The 13906-nt window shown below is 41.2% G+C and carries 18 protein-coding genes; 8 read left to right on the plus strand and 10 right to left on the minus strand.

Annotated elements, in window-relative coordinates; translation table 11 throughout:
• Positions 1-279: 279 nt before the first annotated feature.
• Both JOC94_RS09720 and JOC94_RS09725 read left to right on the plus strand, forming a co-directional pair.
• Positions 280-702: an HIT family protein gene (locus JOC94_RS09720; RefSeq protein WP_077112298.1), complete on the plus strand. Its 423-nt coding sequence runs from the start codon at positions 280-282 to the stop codon at positions 700-702.
• A gap of 143 nt (positions 703-845) precedes the next feature.
• Positions 846-1367, plus strand: coding sequence for a tryptophan transporter (locus JOC94_RS09725; RefSeq protein ID WP_077112297.1), 522 nt, complete (start codon positions 846-848; stop codon positions 1365-1367).
• Positions 1368-1401: 34 nt separating this feature from the next.
• Here the strand turns inward: JOC94_RS09725 and JOC94_RS09730 are convergent, their stop codons facing one another.
• Positions 1402-1581 (minus strand): hypothetical protein, encoded by a 180-nt coding sequence (locus tag JOC94_RS09730; RefSeq protein WP_077112293.1) that lies wholly within the window; start codon positions 1579-1581, stop codon positions 1402-1404.
• Between the two features lie 139 nt (positions 1582-1720).
• On the opposite strand from JOC94_RS09730, the gene JOC94_RS09735 reads away from it, so the two are divergent.
• Complete coding sequence (locus tag JOC94_RS09735) at positions 1721-2098, plus strand: YtxH domain-containing protein (protein WP_077112291.1); 378 nt, start codon at positions 1721-1723, stop codon at positions 2096-2098.
• 135 nt (positions 2099-2233) lie between these two features.
• The gene (locus JOC94_RS09740; RefSeq protein ID WP_077112289.1) at positions 2234-2803 is read left to right on the plus strand and encodes an HTH-type transcriptional regulator Hpr; all 570 of its coding nucleotides are present in this window, start codon (positions 2234-2236) and stop codon (positions 2801-2803) included.
• A 6-nt stretch (positions 2804-2809) separates the two neighbouring features.
• Here the strand turns inward: JOC94_RS09740 and JOC94_RS09745 are convergent, their stop codons facing one another.
• Positions 2810-3148, minus strand: coding sequence for a DUF1878 family protein (locus JOC94_RS09745; RefSeq protein WP_236017051.1), 339 nt, complete (start codon positions 3146-3148; stop codon positions 2810-2812).
• Positions 3149-3276: 128 nt separating this feature from the next.
• Here JOC94_RS09745 and JOC94_RS09750 point away from each other — a divergent pair, with 128 nt between their 5' ends.
• Complete coding sequence (locus JOC94_RS09750; protein WP_077112287.1) at positions 3277-3819, plus strand: DUF3267 domain-containing protein; 543 nt, start codon at positions 3277-3279, stop codon at positions 3817-3819.
• Positions 3820-3906: 87 nt separating this feature from the next.
• Complete coding sequence (locus JOC94_RS22915; RefSeq protein ID WP_077112285.1) at positions 3907-4086, plus strand: hypothetical protein; 180 nt, start codon at positions 3907-3909, stop codon at positions 4084-4086.
• 89 nt (positions 4087-4175) lie between these two features.
• On the opposite strand, the gene JOC94_RS22685 is transcribed toward JOC94_RS22915, so the two are convergent.
• Together JOC94_RS22685 and JOC94_RS09760 are read right to left on the minus strand one after the other, a co-directional pair.
• Positions 4176-4268: a YjcZ family sporulation protein gene (locus tag JOC94_RS22685; RefSeq protein WP_077112283.1), complete on the minus strand. Its 93-nt coding sequence runs from the start codon at positions 4266-4268 to the stop codon at positions 4176-4178.
• A gap of 86 nt (positions 4269-4354) precedes the next feature.
• The gene (locus tag JOC94_RS09760) at positions 4355-4441 is read right to left on the minus strand and encodes a YjcZ family sporulation protein (protein ID WP_077112281.1); all 87 of its coding nucleotides are present in this window, start codon (positions 4439-4441) and stop codon (positions 4355-4357) included.
• 175 nt (positions 4442-4616) lie between these two features.
• Between JOC94_RS09760 and JOC94_RS09765 the strand changes: the two genes are divergently transcribed.
• Positions 4617-5537, plus strand: a complete 921-nt coding sequence (locus tag JOC94_RS09765; RefSeq protein WP_077112279.1) for a peptidylprolyl isomerase — start codon at positions 4617-4619, stop codon at positions 5535-5537.
• A 529-nt stretch (positions 5538-6066) separates the two neighbouring features.
• Here the strand turns inward: JOC94_RS09765 and JOC94_RS09770 are convergent.
• The 4 genes from JOC94_RS09770 to JOC94_RS09785 form a co-directional block, all read right to left on the minus strand.
• A complete protein-coding gene (locus JOC94_RS09770; protein WP_077112277.1) occupies positions 6067-6258 on the minus strand; it encodes a sporulation YhaL family protein in 192 nt (63 codons plus the stop codon).
• Between the two features lie 323 nt (positions 6259-6581).
• On the minus strand, positions 6582-7526 hold the full coding sequence (yhaM, locus tag JOC94_RS09775) for a 3'-5' exoribonuclease YhaM (RefSeq protein ID WP_077112276.1): 945 nt from the start codon (positions 7524-7526) through the stop codon (positions 6582-6584).
• A 50-nt stretch (positions 7527-7576) separates the two neighbouring features.
• Positions 7577-10558: an ATP-binding protein gene (locus tag JOC94_RS09780; RefSeq protein WP_205179242.1), complete on the minus strand. Its 2982-nt coding sequence runs from the start codon at positions 10556-10558 to the stop codon at positions 7577-7579.
• A gap of 14 nt (positions 10559-10572) precedes the next feature.
• The gene (locus tag JOC94_RS09785; protein ID WP_205179244.1) at positions 10573-11802 is read right to left on the minus strand and encodes a metallophosphoesterase family protein; all 1230 of its coding nucleotides are present in this window, start codon (positions 11800-11802) and stop codon (positions 10573-10575) included.
• A gap of 130 nt (positions 11803-11932) precedes the next feature.
• Between JOC94_RS09785 and JOC94_RS09790 the strand changes: the two genes are divergently transcribed.
• Entirely contained in the window at positions 11933-12118 is a 186-nt protein-coding gene (locus tag JOC94_RS09790) for a YhzD family protein (protein ID WP_077112270.1), read from the plus strand.
• A gap of 56 nt (positions 12119-12174) precedes the next feature.
• Here the strand turns inward: JOC94_RS09790 and JOC94_RS09795 are convergent, their stop codons facing one another.
• Positions 12175-13041 carry a Cof-type HAD-IIB family hydrolase gene (locus JOC94_RS09795; protein ID WP_077112268.1) on the minus strand — a complete coding sequence of 289 codons (867 nt, stop codon included), beginning with the start codon at positions 13039-13041 and terminating at the stop codon, positions 12175-12177.
• Positions 13042-13552: 511 nt separating this feature from the next.
• The gene (locus JOC94_RS09800) at positions 13553-13906 is read right to left on the minus strand and encodes a YlbF family regulator (RefSeq protein WP_077112266.1); all 354 of its coding nucleotides are present in this window, start codon (positions 13904-13906) and stop codon (positions 13553-13555) included.

A 13906-nucleotide genomic window follows, 5' to 3' on the forward strand; every position in this document is an offset into this window, starting at 1 on the left:
GCAATATTCTGCTTCAAACGCGCAAGTCGATCAGCATTTAAAGCACGAATCAAACCGTTAAGGGGATGATAGTGTTGGACATGTTATCGGATCATCGCATTTTTCTTTAGCGACAATTCAATTTGTGCGCCCTTTCCTTCAATGAAGTGCAGGGAAGCTTTCCCTGCACTTTTCGTTTTTCATCGGGTTTGGACATGACAAACAGACGCCTCGTGCTTTTGTACACCGTCCTTTCCTATGCTAAAATGTGGGTAACAACAAGGAAAGGTGGAACTAACCATGGGTGCTTGCATTTTTTGTAAAATTATTAACGGAGACCTCCCCTCTGCACAAATTTATGAAGATGAGCATGTATTGGCTTTTCTTGACATCAGCCAGGTAACGAAAGGCCACACGCTTGTCATACCGAAAATACATATCGAAGATATTTTTCAAATGGATTCCGCGACAGCAAAAAACCTATTCTCTCCCGTCCCGGAAATAGCAAATGCGATTAAGGAAGCGTTTCATGCGGAAGGGATGAACCTTTTGAATAATAACGGGGCATTTGCCGGACAGGAAGTTTTCCATTATCATTTGCATCTTATTCCCCGGTATGATCATAAGGATGGTTTTTCCAAAACGTTTATCAGCCATCAGAAGGAATATTCGCCAGCGGACCTGCAAGAAATTGCTGCAACCGTACGCACCAAGCTTCAATAAGCCGATGCAGTCCCTCTTTTCACTTTAAAAAAGGCTTCATTCCAAAAGTTTAGTATGATACAATATTTCTAATCTTTCGCTGGCAGCATCAGAGCATGTCAGGAAAGCAGAAAGCCAGTTTAGTTTAGCAGAGGAGAGTTAGTATGAATACTAGAACGTTGGTCGTGTTATCCCTATTTATCGCCATCGGGGCGGCATTGCATTTCATCATGCCTGGAATTTATTTGGGAATGAAGCCTGATACAATGCTGGCCATGATGTTTTTGGGAGTTGTGTTATTCCCCGGCGTAAAAAATGTGCTCGTGCTTGGAATCGCAACCGGAGTGCTTGCCGGAATGACATCGAGCTTTCCGGGAGGCCAGATTCCAAACATAATCGACAAACCGATTACTGCATTTATCTTTTTCGCCTTATACTTGCTGATCGCCAAAAAATTTACGAACGTTGTCAGTGTATCCATTTTAACAGCAGTTGGCACGCTTGTATCGGGAACTTTATTTCTTACATCCGCATACTTGATCGTCGGTTTGCCGGGACCATTCGCTGCACTTTTTGGCACGGTTGTCATCCCTACCATCGTCATGAATACGATCGTCATGTTTATTTTATACCCGATCGTCAAAACGATTCTCAAACGGACGAACCTTTTACAGACGGCCCAATAGAAGAACCCTTTCGGGGTTCTTTTGTTTTACATACTTACAGCAACAGAGCTATAATGATCATCACTAGACCTGTAAAGCCGAGCAAAGCGGCCCGCTGTTTCAAAACTTTTTTCGGCGGATAAATTCTCGGACGCATGCACGCCATCATGTGGTGCAGCATTCCAAACAGCAGGCATATGCCAATTACGATTGCCAAACCTTTTACGATGTTCAATTCCCGCCACCTCAATCCCCGCAACTTTCTAAATCATATGCTCAAATGCGTGTGGACATGAAAAAGTTGGGGTATAAAGTATATAAGGGAGTCTATTTTTTCACCAAGGAAATGATTATAATGATAGGGGTGATATGAAATGAACAAAAAAATGTTGACTTATGGATTAGTAGTTGGAGGGGTGGTTGGTGCTGCGACAGCACTGCTCTCTGCGCCGCTTTCGGGAAAAGATTTGCGCAAACAGATAAAAGAAGCCAAAAATGAGTGGGTTCGAATCGCCAATGAATTCAAAGAGAATGCTGCCGAAATGAAGCATTCTGTCGCAAAGCTTTCCAAAGAAGGAACTGAAATCATCAAAGAACTGGCAACAGATGTTAAAACAGTTGTCGAAGAATGGCAGCAGGACATCGAACCAACTAAAGAATCACTGCAACAAGAAATTAAAAATATCCAGCAAACAATTGCTGATTTGGAAGACAAGTTGCAAAAAGGAAAAGGGACAAATAATCCAGCCTAAATAAAAAAAGCAAGAGTAAATTTCGACAAAACTCTTGCTTTTTTTATTTTTTACTTAAAAACCATGATTTTCTCGTTGCATCTTTATTTTTTATTTTGCATAATAATGAAAAGACATGCAAAGCGAGGGAATAAAATGCAGAAAGAACATTTCTCAATGAAGGAAGCGATGATTTTCAGCCAACGGATGGCACAACTGAGCAAGGCGTTATGGAAAGCGATAGAAAAGGACTGGCAAAACTGGATCAAGCCATACAATTTGAATATTAACGAACATCATATTTTATGGATTTCCTACCATTTGAAACAAGCATCTATTTCTGATATCGCCAAGTTTGGTGTGATGCATGTATCCACTGCATTTAATTTCTCGAAAAAGCTTGAAAAGCGAGGGTATCTCCAATTTTCCAAAACGGAAGATGACAAACGGAATACGTATATAAGGCTGACGAAAAAAGGAGAGCATTTACTGCTGGATTTAATGGAATGCTATGAGCCTCATAAAAGCATGATTGTCCAAGGAGCATTGCCGCTACAAGACCTGTATGGAAAGTTTCCGGAAGCACCAGAAATCATGGTAATGGTACGTAAAATATATGGCGATGACTTTATGGAAATTTTTGAAAAATCATTCAACAATCTCGAATCCGACTTTACAGAAGACGGACTGGCCATTCATAAAACAAAGGTTGACAATGCGGTTTAGCGCACACTAATCCATATTTTGCAGCAATTTATTCATCAGTTCCACATATATGCCTTGCTTTATGCATGCGGTAATGGTTTCTTTTAGCGATAATTTTTTATTCAATCTTGTTGTAAATTCTTGAAAAAGCGGAGTGTAATAAACAAAATGATCCGCTTTTAGTTTTTTTAAATCTTTGTTAAGCTTTTCACAAAGTTCCAGGAAGCCCTCTACCTCCTGTTCAGATAAATTATATTTTATGACAAGAAGGTCGAAAGCTTTGTCCGTATGCTGGATCATTCCCAACAGCAACCTTTGGTGATATTCCAACTTTTCCACCCTCGCCTTCATCTCTCCCATATCCATGTTTTCCCTTCCCCCCATCGACTCTATATCTTTGTTTTACATTAAGGAAAAAGCATATTGCAATTCAGCATTTTTCATCGTAAAGTATGGAAAGTAACCGATTTTCAAACCACTGGAGGCTGTCCATTATGCATTGTTGGAAAACATATTATTTAAATCGCAAGTACGATTTTTTTCGGCGTTTTTTTATTTCTTCTATTGTTACTCTGCTTGTTTTTATTATATTTTATGTAACAATGCAATCCTTTATGGACCGTCAATTTAACGATGATTACGTGTTTGCTTTTATATTGGCAACCATTCTTCTATACCCGCTTCATAAATTATGCCACCTGCTGCCAATCATTCCATATTATCAGTATATGAAGTGGGAAATCGAGTTTTTTTATCTATTGCCAGTTATTAAAATGAAAGTGGAATATCCCATTCCAAAAAAAAGGTTTCTCTTTGCACTTATTTTACCATTTTTACTGATCAACGCGGTACTAATCACATTCCTATTTCTTTTTCCGAAATATGGACATTACATCGCTATTTTATTTTCTTTACACAGCGGTATGTCCACGTTTGATTTTATTTATATAAGAGCGCTGTTTTCTTCACCCAAAAATACACTCGTTGAGGAAAATGAAGACGGCTACGACCTCCTTGTGGAAGACGAAGAGGACTAATTCACAAGCAATTTCAACATGGCACTGTTATTTTGTTATAAAATTTGCTATCCTTTCTTTATGAGGCAGTGAGGGGGAGGATCATTCTTGGTTTCTTTTTTTATTGTGTATGCAGTTATCATATTATATGTTTTTAATAATTTAACTTACTCCCTCTGTATCCAGAGAGAGATTCCCGAAGAGCGCCATCCCAAAATTTTTCGAACGATCAATATTTTAATTACGATATTGCTATTTTCGTCATATATTGAAATTTTGTTTACGTAAATGCCGGGCTGGTTTAAAGATTGGATAAAAAGAAGGACGGGATGTTGGAATCCCGCCTTTTTTGGCCTATATAAACCGTTATTGGCTTCTTAGTAGCCCCAAGCGGCACCAACGATTACTAACAAAATGAACAAAACGACGATCAGGGCAAAGCCGCCGCCGTATCCAACTCCTGCGCCCACTTTCTACACCTCCTCTATACCATTCACCATTCATCATATTCCCTTATCAGTTTATTGATCAGGTAATTAGCCCACTTTTCAGCAAATTACCAAACAAATGCCGCCCCAACGATCACCAGCAAAATAAACAACACAACGATCAAGGAAAAGCCGCCGCCACGAAAGCCGCCCATTCTTCATGACCTCCTTTACTCACTTACAGCATATGCCATGCAGGGCTATTTGGCTGATACAAACGCCCAATTTGCTTCGATTTTATGGAAACTGTTTTTTTCTGTAATCATCTATGATATAGTAAGTTTTGTGGAATTTCTCCAAAAAGGATAACATTACAGGGAGTTGGCTTATATGAAAAAATGGGTAGTTACCCTTACGATGGCGGCAGGAATCGTCGGTTTAGCAGGTTGCGGCGGCCAAAACAGTGATACAGTAGCAAAAACGAGTGCCGGTAATGTAACAAAAGATGAGCTTTATGAAGCAATGAAAGGAAAAGCCGGTGAACAGGCCCTTCAGCAGCTCGTATTTGAAAAAGTTCTTTCCAAGGAATATAAAGTATCGGATAAAGAAGTTGATAAAAAAATGGACGAGCTAAAAGAGCAGCTCGGACCCCAATTTGAAATGGCGCTGGCTCAAAGCGGTTTTAAAGATGAAGATGATTTCCGCGAGTCTCTCAAAGTAAATCTGCTGCAAGAAAAAGCCGCGGTAAAAGACGTTAAAGTTTCTGAAAAAGAAGTAAAAGAATATTACGATAACAAACAAAAAGAACTCGAAGTTCGCCACATTTTAGTGGAGGACGAAAAAACCGCGAAAGATGTGAAAGCAAAGCTTGATCAGGGCGGAGACTTCGCGGCACTCGCAAAAGAGCATTCTGTCGATACGGCCGCCAATGAACAGGGTGGAAGCCTTGGGACAATTACCATTGATACTCCACAGATGGATCAGACATTTATAAAAGAAGCATTCAAATTAAAGAAAGATCAAATCAGCAACCCTGTGCAAACACAATTTGGCTGGCATATCATTCAAGTAACGAATATTAAAGAGAAACCAAAAAAGGATGTTAAACCATTCGATGAAGTCAAGGATGATTATGCCCATGAATTAAAAGTGGCCAAGCTTGACCCTGAGACCATGCAAGAAGCTTTAACGAAAGAACTGAAAAAAGCAGATATCAAAGTAAATGACAAAGATTTAAAAGAAACCTTTGATGCCATGTTAAATGACAAGCAGGATCAAGGCGACAATAAAAAAGAAGAAGAAAAAAAATAACGCGAGTCTGAGACAGAACACTGTAAAAATGAGTGAACCGCGTGAAATCAAGTTTGAAAACCTTGATTTCACGCGGTTTTATTATCACGATTTTTACGAATATCAATCAGCTTTCAACTTATGTCCACTCCCCTATTTGTGTAAAAAAATCCCTCTCATCGCTACGTCAACATATTTCGCTTTCCGCAGGTCTCTTCAGCTTCCACGGAAAGCGAAGGTCGCTTTCCTGCGGGATCTTCAGCTCGAGCTATTCCCGCATATGTTGACTACGCTAAAAGCTTGCGTATGATACACTGGGACAATTGATCCCGCATGTAAGGTGCCGTAAGACTCCCACTAAATCTTGAGTGAATACAAAAAGTCTAAGTGTGAGAAACGGCACCTACATGCCCGATTGGTTCAACTAACATTCAGTAGGAGATAGAAGAAAACGCCTACTGAATGAAGTTTCACTTTATTGTTCGTTTTTTCATCAGCTGACTTAGTTGTGTCACAGACTCTTTCTATTTTTCATATAAAGCAAAACGCCTTAAGCATTTTCCGCTTCGTTTACTTCCTTTCTTCGCTCTTTCTCTTCTTCCATTCTCTTCATAAATACTTCTCCTTCTTTTTCAATCCATTCTTGCTCCACTTCCCGGTCTTCTCGGGCCGTTTTCACGGCCATAAACGCGCTGACAAAGATTCCTGCAATAACGAAGTATATCCAAATAGGCAGAGACATGTGTGACATCTCCTTTCATAAGCTTGTCCGTTTGTTTTCATCATATGCCGGGATCAAAAAAAAATGCCTCTTAACAAGAGAAACTATCAGATGAAAAGGATGCATACGCTTAACTTTACTTGCGTGATCATTCGCAGGAAAAAACAAAGTGAATACATAGGAAAGCGACACTCCAAATAAAAACCCGTGTCTATATTCAAATGAAAATAACACTCATAAAACCCGCGCCAATATTTATATGAAATCGTTACCATCTTATTTCAAAATAAAACTTGTAGAGAAATGATTCCCTACAAGCTGAATGACTTTAAATGAAAAAGCCATTATGAATGGAATGTCGGCTTGTAAAACGAGCGATTGTCCAGAGGAAATATTTTTTCTGTATATTCCCCGGGTTTTACCCGTTTTAAGGCGCGATCTAACATATTCATTTTTGCATCCAAGTTATCAATCAAATGTAATATTTCCGCTTCTTTGATCATTGGCTGCTTCGGACTTCCCCATTCCATTTTTCCGTGATGGCTTAAGACAAGGTGCTGAAGGACAACTATTTCCTCCCCTTGGATGCCCAACTCCTCAGCGGCTTTTCCAATCTCCTCCACCATGATTGTGATATGGCCGAGCAAGTTGCCTTCGATTGTATAAGCAGCCGCCACCGGGCCTGTCAATTCGATGACTTTGCCCAAGTCATGCAAAATAATTCCTGCATACAGCAAATCCCTGTCTAGAGACGGATATAATTCAGTGATCGACCTGGCAAGATCCAACATGGACACAACATGGAAACCAAGTCCCGATACAAATTCATGATGATTTTTCGTAGCCGCCGGATATTCGAGAAACTGCTCATAATATTTGCGGAGCAGATGTCTCGTAATCCGTTGGATATTGGGATTTTTCATTTCAAATATATATTGTGTCACCTTGCTGGATATTTCTTCTTTTGACAATGGGGCTGTTTCCAGCAAATCTGCAACCGTTATTCCGTCTTGTGGAGCCGATCTTCTAATCTGCTTGATCTTTAATTGCATTCTTCCCCGATAATTATGGACTTCCCCCGCTACTCGCACGATTTTTCCCGGCTGGTATATCTTGACTTCATCATCAGAAGCATCCCATAACTTCGCTTCTATATCCCCCGATCGGTCCTGGAGGATAAGCGTAAGAAATGGTTTTCCGTTGCTCGCAATTCCCCTGACCGCATTTTTGATCAGTAGAAACATATCAACATGTTCGCCCACTTCATATTCCAATAGTTCTTTTAGCATCCAAACGCCTCCATCCCCTTGTTCCAATCAAATTATACCATAACCCTTTCCTATTGAGCCCCGCTCAATTGAAATGATTGCTCATCAAGCTCCAAGACATGTTCTCCGGGAAGGTGTTCGATTACATGCGGATGACACGTAAACAACAATACTTGCGTGTTGGAACTAACTTGTTTGATCAACTGTAACACCCGCTGTGTCCGCTTTTGATCAAAATTGACAAATCCATCATCAATGAAAACCGGAAACGGGAGTTCTTCTCTCAGCACGTGAATCAGTCCCAAGCGAATCGCCGTATATAGCTGTTCACCCGTTCCTTTGCTCATTTCGATAGGTGTAAACACTGTCCGGTCTTTTCTTTCCACAAGCAGATTTCCATCCTCCCGCAAGAAAATGCGCCTGTATTCACCGCCTGTCAATATGGAGAAGCATTCCTCCGCTTTTTGTATTGCCTTTGGAAAGCGTTCTTCTTGATATTTTTGCAATGTTTTTTCAAGTATCGCTTTGGCGGCGGCAAGCTCTGTCCATTTTTTGGCGTCCTCGTTAAAAGTTGAGCGCAAATGATAAAAGTGATGGAGGTGCTCCGTATAAGTTCCTCCGTTTTCAAGGAAGCGGATCTCCTGAGTCAGAGCTGCAAGCTGATTGCGGTAGCGCTCCATCTTCTCCTCATCATTGTTAATAGAATCTTTTAATATGGCCATTTCACCTTTTAACTCCCCGGCAGTTTGGAATTCAGGCACAAGCTGATCGGGATCAATCTGACTTGCTAACAGGTCGAGTCTTTGGCTTAATTTTTCTGTCTCATGAAACAAGTCCGCCTTTTTTCGAAATGCCTCTTCTGTTTCAACCCCCGCCGCTTCCAGTAATGTAGACATATGCGTTCTGATTTCTTTCTGCTCATTTTCATAAAACAGCGCATCCGTTTGTAAATTTTGCAGCTTTTTCTTCAATTCCTGGAATACAATTTGTTTTTTACGTTCCTTATCGAGTAATTCTTTGATCGTAAAAACAGCTTCAGAGGGATCTGTTACTCGTATATCAAGCGCGCTCAAAAAAGTCTTTATACCGGTATGCCATTCTTCCTGTTTTCGGGATAACATACGCCATTGTTTCTTTAGATCATGTATACGCTCTTTCGTCTCCTGCAGTCGTTTCAAGAGTTGAAACGCGTCTTCCAGCTTCAAATTATGGAAACTTTCGTGAAGCCCGAACGCTTTTTTAATCTCATTCAGCTCTTTTTGATTGGCCGACATCGCTGTCCTTATCGTTTCGTACTGGTCCTTTACTTGGTCCACTTTCTCCCGTTGCTGTTCTAATTGATGATAAGCCTGCTTCCACTCCTCACGAAGCTGGAGTTGCCTTTCAAATCGTGAGAAAAGATCCGTTCGTCCGTCGAATTTTGCAATGGTCTCCTCCATTGTTTTTAATTGCTCTTTCTTTATGCGGATGCTTTCATCGTATAACCCATCATTATTTCTCTTCCAAGACAGCATCATAACCGAATACAAGATGGCAGCGATGGAAAACAGTGCAAATATCCATTGGTTGGAAAAAAAGCTCCATATAAAAACAAAAGCAAACAGTGAAACAAACAGGCCGTTTATAATAAAGCTCTGTTTTCTTTTTTGTGCCCTTACCCGCTCTTCACGGCTTTTTTGCTCAAGAAGGCGTTCAATCTCCCTTTCCAAAGTCCGCTTTTCTTGTTCGGCCGACTGGACAGAAGCGTGCATGTCATACTGTTTTTTCCACTTTTGAAATGTTTCTTCATCGATCAGGTTGTGTTCAATGTCCTTACACGTTTCCTCACATTTTTTCAGCAGCACTAGCTCATTGTTCAACATGTCATCCATGTCGCTTATTTTTCCTTCCAAACGGACATATTGTCGAACCTGTTCCTTCAATTTCGCTTTCATGTCCATTCCCAAGTTGAATTCATGCATGGCGGAAAAAATATGCTCGGACAAATTCAATTCCTTCAAAATATAGGCCGTTTCTTTTTCATAATCCTCTATTTCTTTAGCAATCAAGGAAATTTTTTCGTCTGCTTGCTCATATGAGGGCCATCCCTGTACAAGCAACTCAGCCCGGCTTTGTTGAAACCCCGGCATTGGCGCGTGCGCCTCCAGCTCCTCCTTTGTTTCCGCCCATTTTTGTTTGGCTGTTGCCAAAGCACTGCTCACGTGAATCAGTTGATCTTTATATTTTTCAAGCCTGGCAATCCCTTCTGCCGGAAAATCGACAGGACCCACTTGTTCAAGCCGGCTTTTGATCTGTTCGGCCTCCATGATGAGCGGCCAGGACTTATACAAGTTCTCATAGTTTCTTAGCTGTTCCTTTTTCAAACGCAGTAACTCTTCAAGTTCCCTCATGGCTTGTTTTACAGACTCTTTCTTTTGGAGCAACGTTTCATATTGTGCGTTTTCTTGCCTGGCATGTTTAAGAAGCTGTTCCTGCTCACGGAGCTTTTTCATTTGGACATTCATCCGGGGTTTGCGTCCGCCTGGTTTAAAAAGATCATGCATGTTTTTTTGCAGATGCTGTTCCGCTTGGAGTAATAAGTCTGTTCCCACTGTTCCGGCAGCGATTAAATACTTGGCGATATCCTCTTCTTTTAATCGGTGGATTTGCTGCAATCCTTCGAGGCGAAAAGAAAAAATACTTTCAAACATCTGCCTGTCCATTCCGTTTAAAAGTTCGCGTAAAAATGCTTCATCTTTGATCGTTCCGTCTTCCAACACAATTGTTACATCTCCCGCAGCCTTTCCCCTTACTCGTTCGATGACGACTTCACCAAATTTACCGGTTGCCATGACCAATTTACCGCCATAAGAAGAGCCGGTTTTCGGTTCATATCTTGGCTGAGATGTCTGTTGTTTGCCTGGAAATCCGAATAACATGCTTTGGATAAACGACATGATCGTCGATTTGCCCGCTTCATTCTCACCGTAAAAAGTTTGGAAATCCCCCATGTTTTTAATATGGAGATCGTTAAATTTACCATATCCGTATATGTAAATTTCTATAAGCCGCAATGATTCTCCCCCCTTCACTTCATCCTGGAAATCGAGTCAATCACAAGCTTTTGGGCAGAATAAAGTATCTCGTCTAATTCCTGTTCAGTGAAAGCATCCAAATAACGACTTCCATATGTATGGGAGTAAAGATCAGCAATCGCTTCATCTAATCCATCGCTCTTTAATTCCAAAACGATGCTTTCGATAGTGTCGGCCAGTTTTTCATCAATAACACTCGAGGAATGAAGCATCGTGGCATGAATCTTATAAGGCCAAACAAATGCTCCTTCGAAATCAGCATTGTCTTGAAGCATTTCCAGAAACTCTTCATTCTCAATCGTTCGCAAAACGTTATCCAAAAGCAAATCCGCCTGGTGAAGGGTCAAACTGCAAAGGACCCCTTCGGCTTTGTTTGACCGGAGTGATTCCATTTCTTTTATACATTCATTAAAAAGCTGCGTTAGATCCATGCCTTCCCGAATGTGGATGTCGATTGATTCCCAGCGAATATCCGCCGTTTCAATAAATTCCACTTCCGTTTCGCCCGCCTCTTTTAAAACAACAAAATAACAACCTTTTTCCCCATACTCTTTTTGGTGCCTTCCTTGAATGTTTCCCGGATATACGATATACGGATTGGAATGCAGTATTTGTTTTTGATGTATGTGGCCGAGCGCCCAATAATCCATGGTTTTTTTGAGCAATTCATCAACTGAAAAAGGAGCATAAGGCTGATGCGTCCCTCCTTGCCCTTCTTCGCTTCCATGAAGCATGGCAATATGGAAATCGACCCCTTCCACTCTTTTATATTCTGCGATTTTCCGGGAATAGACATGCCGCTTTGGATAACTGAATCCGTACACATAAGCGGAAACCCCGTTTTTCCCAATCCATTTGACGGACTCCACTTTCTCTGAAAAGATCCGAACATTTCCCGGCATGTCAAGCGAGATCCAGCCGCCGTCCAAGTGATCGTGATTCCCGTGTATCATAAAAACGGATATGCCGCTTTCTTCCAATCGCTGCAACTGTTTTCTCAATCGCGCCTGTGCTTTGATGCTGCGGTCTTCCCCGTCATATAAATCACCACATATGAGCACGAAATCAACCTTTTTTTCGATAGCCGCGTCAATTACGTTTTGAAATGCCGTAAATGTACTTTCCCTTAAACGCTGTACCAATGGTTTCGGCAAATGGCCCAAGCCCCGGAAAGGACTGTCCAAATGCAAATCTGCTGTATGTATAAAACGGATTTCTTTCATGATGACAGCCACCCCCCAAACGAATATACGTTCTCATTATTATACTAAAGTTTGGGAGTACATGCCATCACCACCTTTTCATTTTACCGCAAGTATGTAATGATAGTGATAAAAAAAGGAGGTTCATAGAATGGGAACCTATTACTTAACCGCTTTTGAGAAAACAGGGAAAACATTGCTGGATGAAACGTTTGAAGCAAACAATGAAAGCGAGGCCAAAGAGAAAGGGAACGCCATTCTGGCTGAAAAAGGACTGCTTCAACACACACACCGATGCACAACACAAGCGGGACAGCTTGTTTTATTTCACCGCTGACAATGAACAGGCGCCTCCGAGCTTTTACCAAAAGTCGAAGGCGCCTTTCCAAGCGTTTATTTAAGCATATTGTTCTTTTTTAAAAATTCGATTCGATACTGCTTTCGAAAATGTTCTCGAACCATGTAGGCCAAGCCGTTTTCATTATTGGTCCTCGTAATCCAGTCTGCGGAATCTTGAAGCGCAATAGGCGCATTGCCCATGGCAACACCCAAACCCGCCCAACTGACGAGAGGAATATCATCCATGCCTGCTCCGACGGCAACAACTTCGTGCTGCTTGATGCCATAGTGGTTACAAATATACTTGATCCCATTTAACTTTGAAGCCCCCGCCGCCACAATTTCCATCTTTAGTCCATCGGATTCTATGCAATGGACTTCTTCGTACATTTCCTCAATCGCTTTTTTCGCATCTTCCAAATCCTTTTTCGCGAAAAAAACCACTTCCATTTTTGGTGGAGAAACAGGATCATCCAACAGTCGTTCACTTAGAGAATCAACGTACCTTTCTTGGTAGATGAAGCGGCTCGCCGATTGAAAAACAACCTTTGCCAGCATGTTGTTGGGGACCTTCACTTTATTGCCAAGTAAAAATTTTTCATGTACAAGGCGAATTTGGCAAGAAAAAGATTCTAAAAGCGTGACGAGTTCACTTGTAATCTGTTCATTAATTCGATGAACATATATCGGTTTGTTTAATTCTTTGGCGATGAAAGCGCCTTGATGCGTAGCTAAATAGGAGTCAAGCTTTAGCATTTTCGCCACACGTTTGGCTGCCGGAAAGTTCCTCGATGTGGCGATCGTTATATGAATTCCCTTTTGCAGCGCAAAATCCACCGCTTCCCGGGTATGTTTATGAATCTTGCCATTGTCTTGCTCAAGAGTTCCATCGATATTCATGACAAGCATTTTGTATACCATGTTGCATGCTCCCCCTTTACGCAGTCTCTGCCTTTATTTATATATACGAGATGCGCGGGACAATTAGAACAAACTTGACGGATTGGAAAATAGCAAGAAAAACATACTAACCTTAGTATGTTTTGTGTAAAAAAAATCCTATCATCGCTACGTCAACATATTTCGCTTTCCACAGGTCTATTCAGCTTCCTCGGAAAGCAAAGGTCGCTTTCCTGCGGGATCTTCAGTTCGAACTATTCCCGCAGGGAGTCTACCTATTTTGACTACGCTAAAAGCTTGCGTATGATACACCAAGACAATGTTTCCCGCATGTAAGGTGCCGTAAGGCTCCCACTTCAAAATCTTGAGTGAATACAGATGGTCTAAGTGGGAGAAAACGGCACCTAAATGCCCGATTGGTTCAACTAACATTCAGTAGGAGATGGAAGAAAACTCCTACTGAATGAAGTTTCACTGTATTGTTCGTTTTTTCACCAGCTGATTTTGTTATGTTCCAGCCCCTTCGTTCAAATCACCCGAAACTGGGACCATACAGATCATCAAGTGGTTTCAGAATGATTTTATTTAATTCGGCAATGATCATGCTCATCCGTTGTTCTGCATCCATTAACTTCGCCACTTTATGATGTTGCTGCACCCGGTTGGCAATTTCTTGTGCTTTCATTACTTCATCATCAGTAATATGCAGGCCTTCCATTTGTTTGTGCTGAAGCTGCAATTGAACATTCCGAAACTCATCAAACAAGTCACGGGCTGCCGGATCATTGGCGACTGCTTCAAACATTTGCTTCAGGTGGCTGAATTCTGTGCTTCTTCGCACCGCTTTTTCAAGAACATACGCTTGATCATATAAATTGGTACTCAT

Origin of the sequence: Siminovitchia thermophila, from assembly GCF_016909185.1 — a bacterium.
Lineage (GTDB): Bacteria > Bacillota > Bacilli > Bacillales > Bacillaceae_C > Siminovitchia > Siminovitchia thermophila.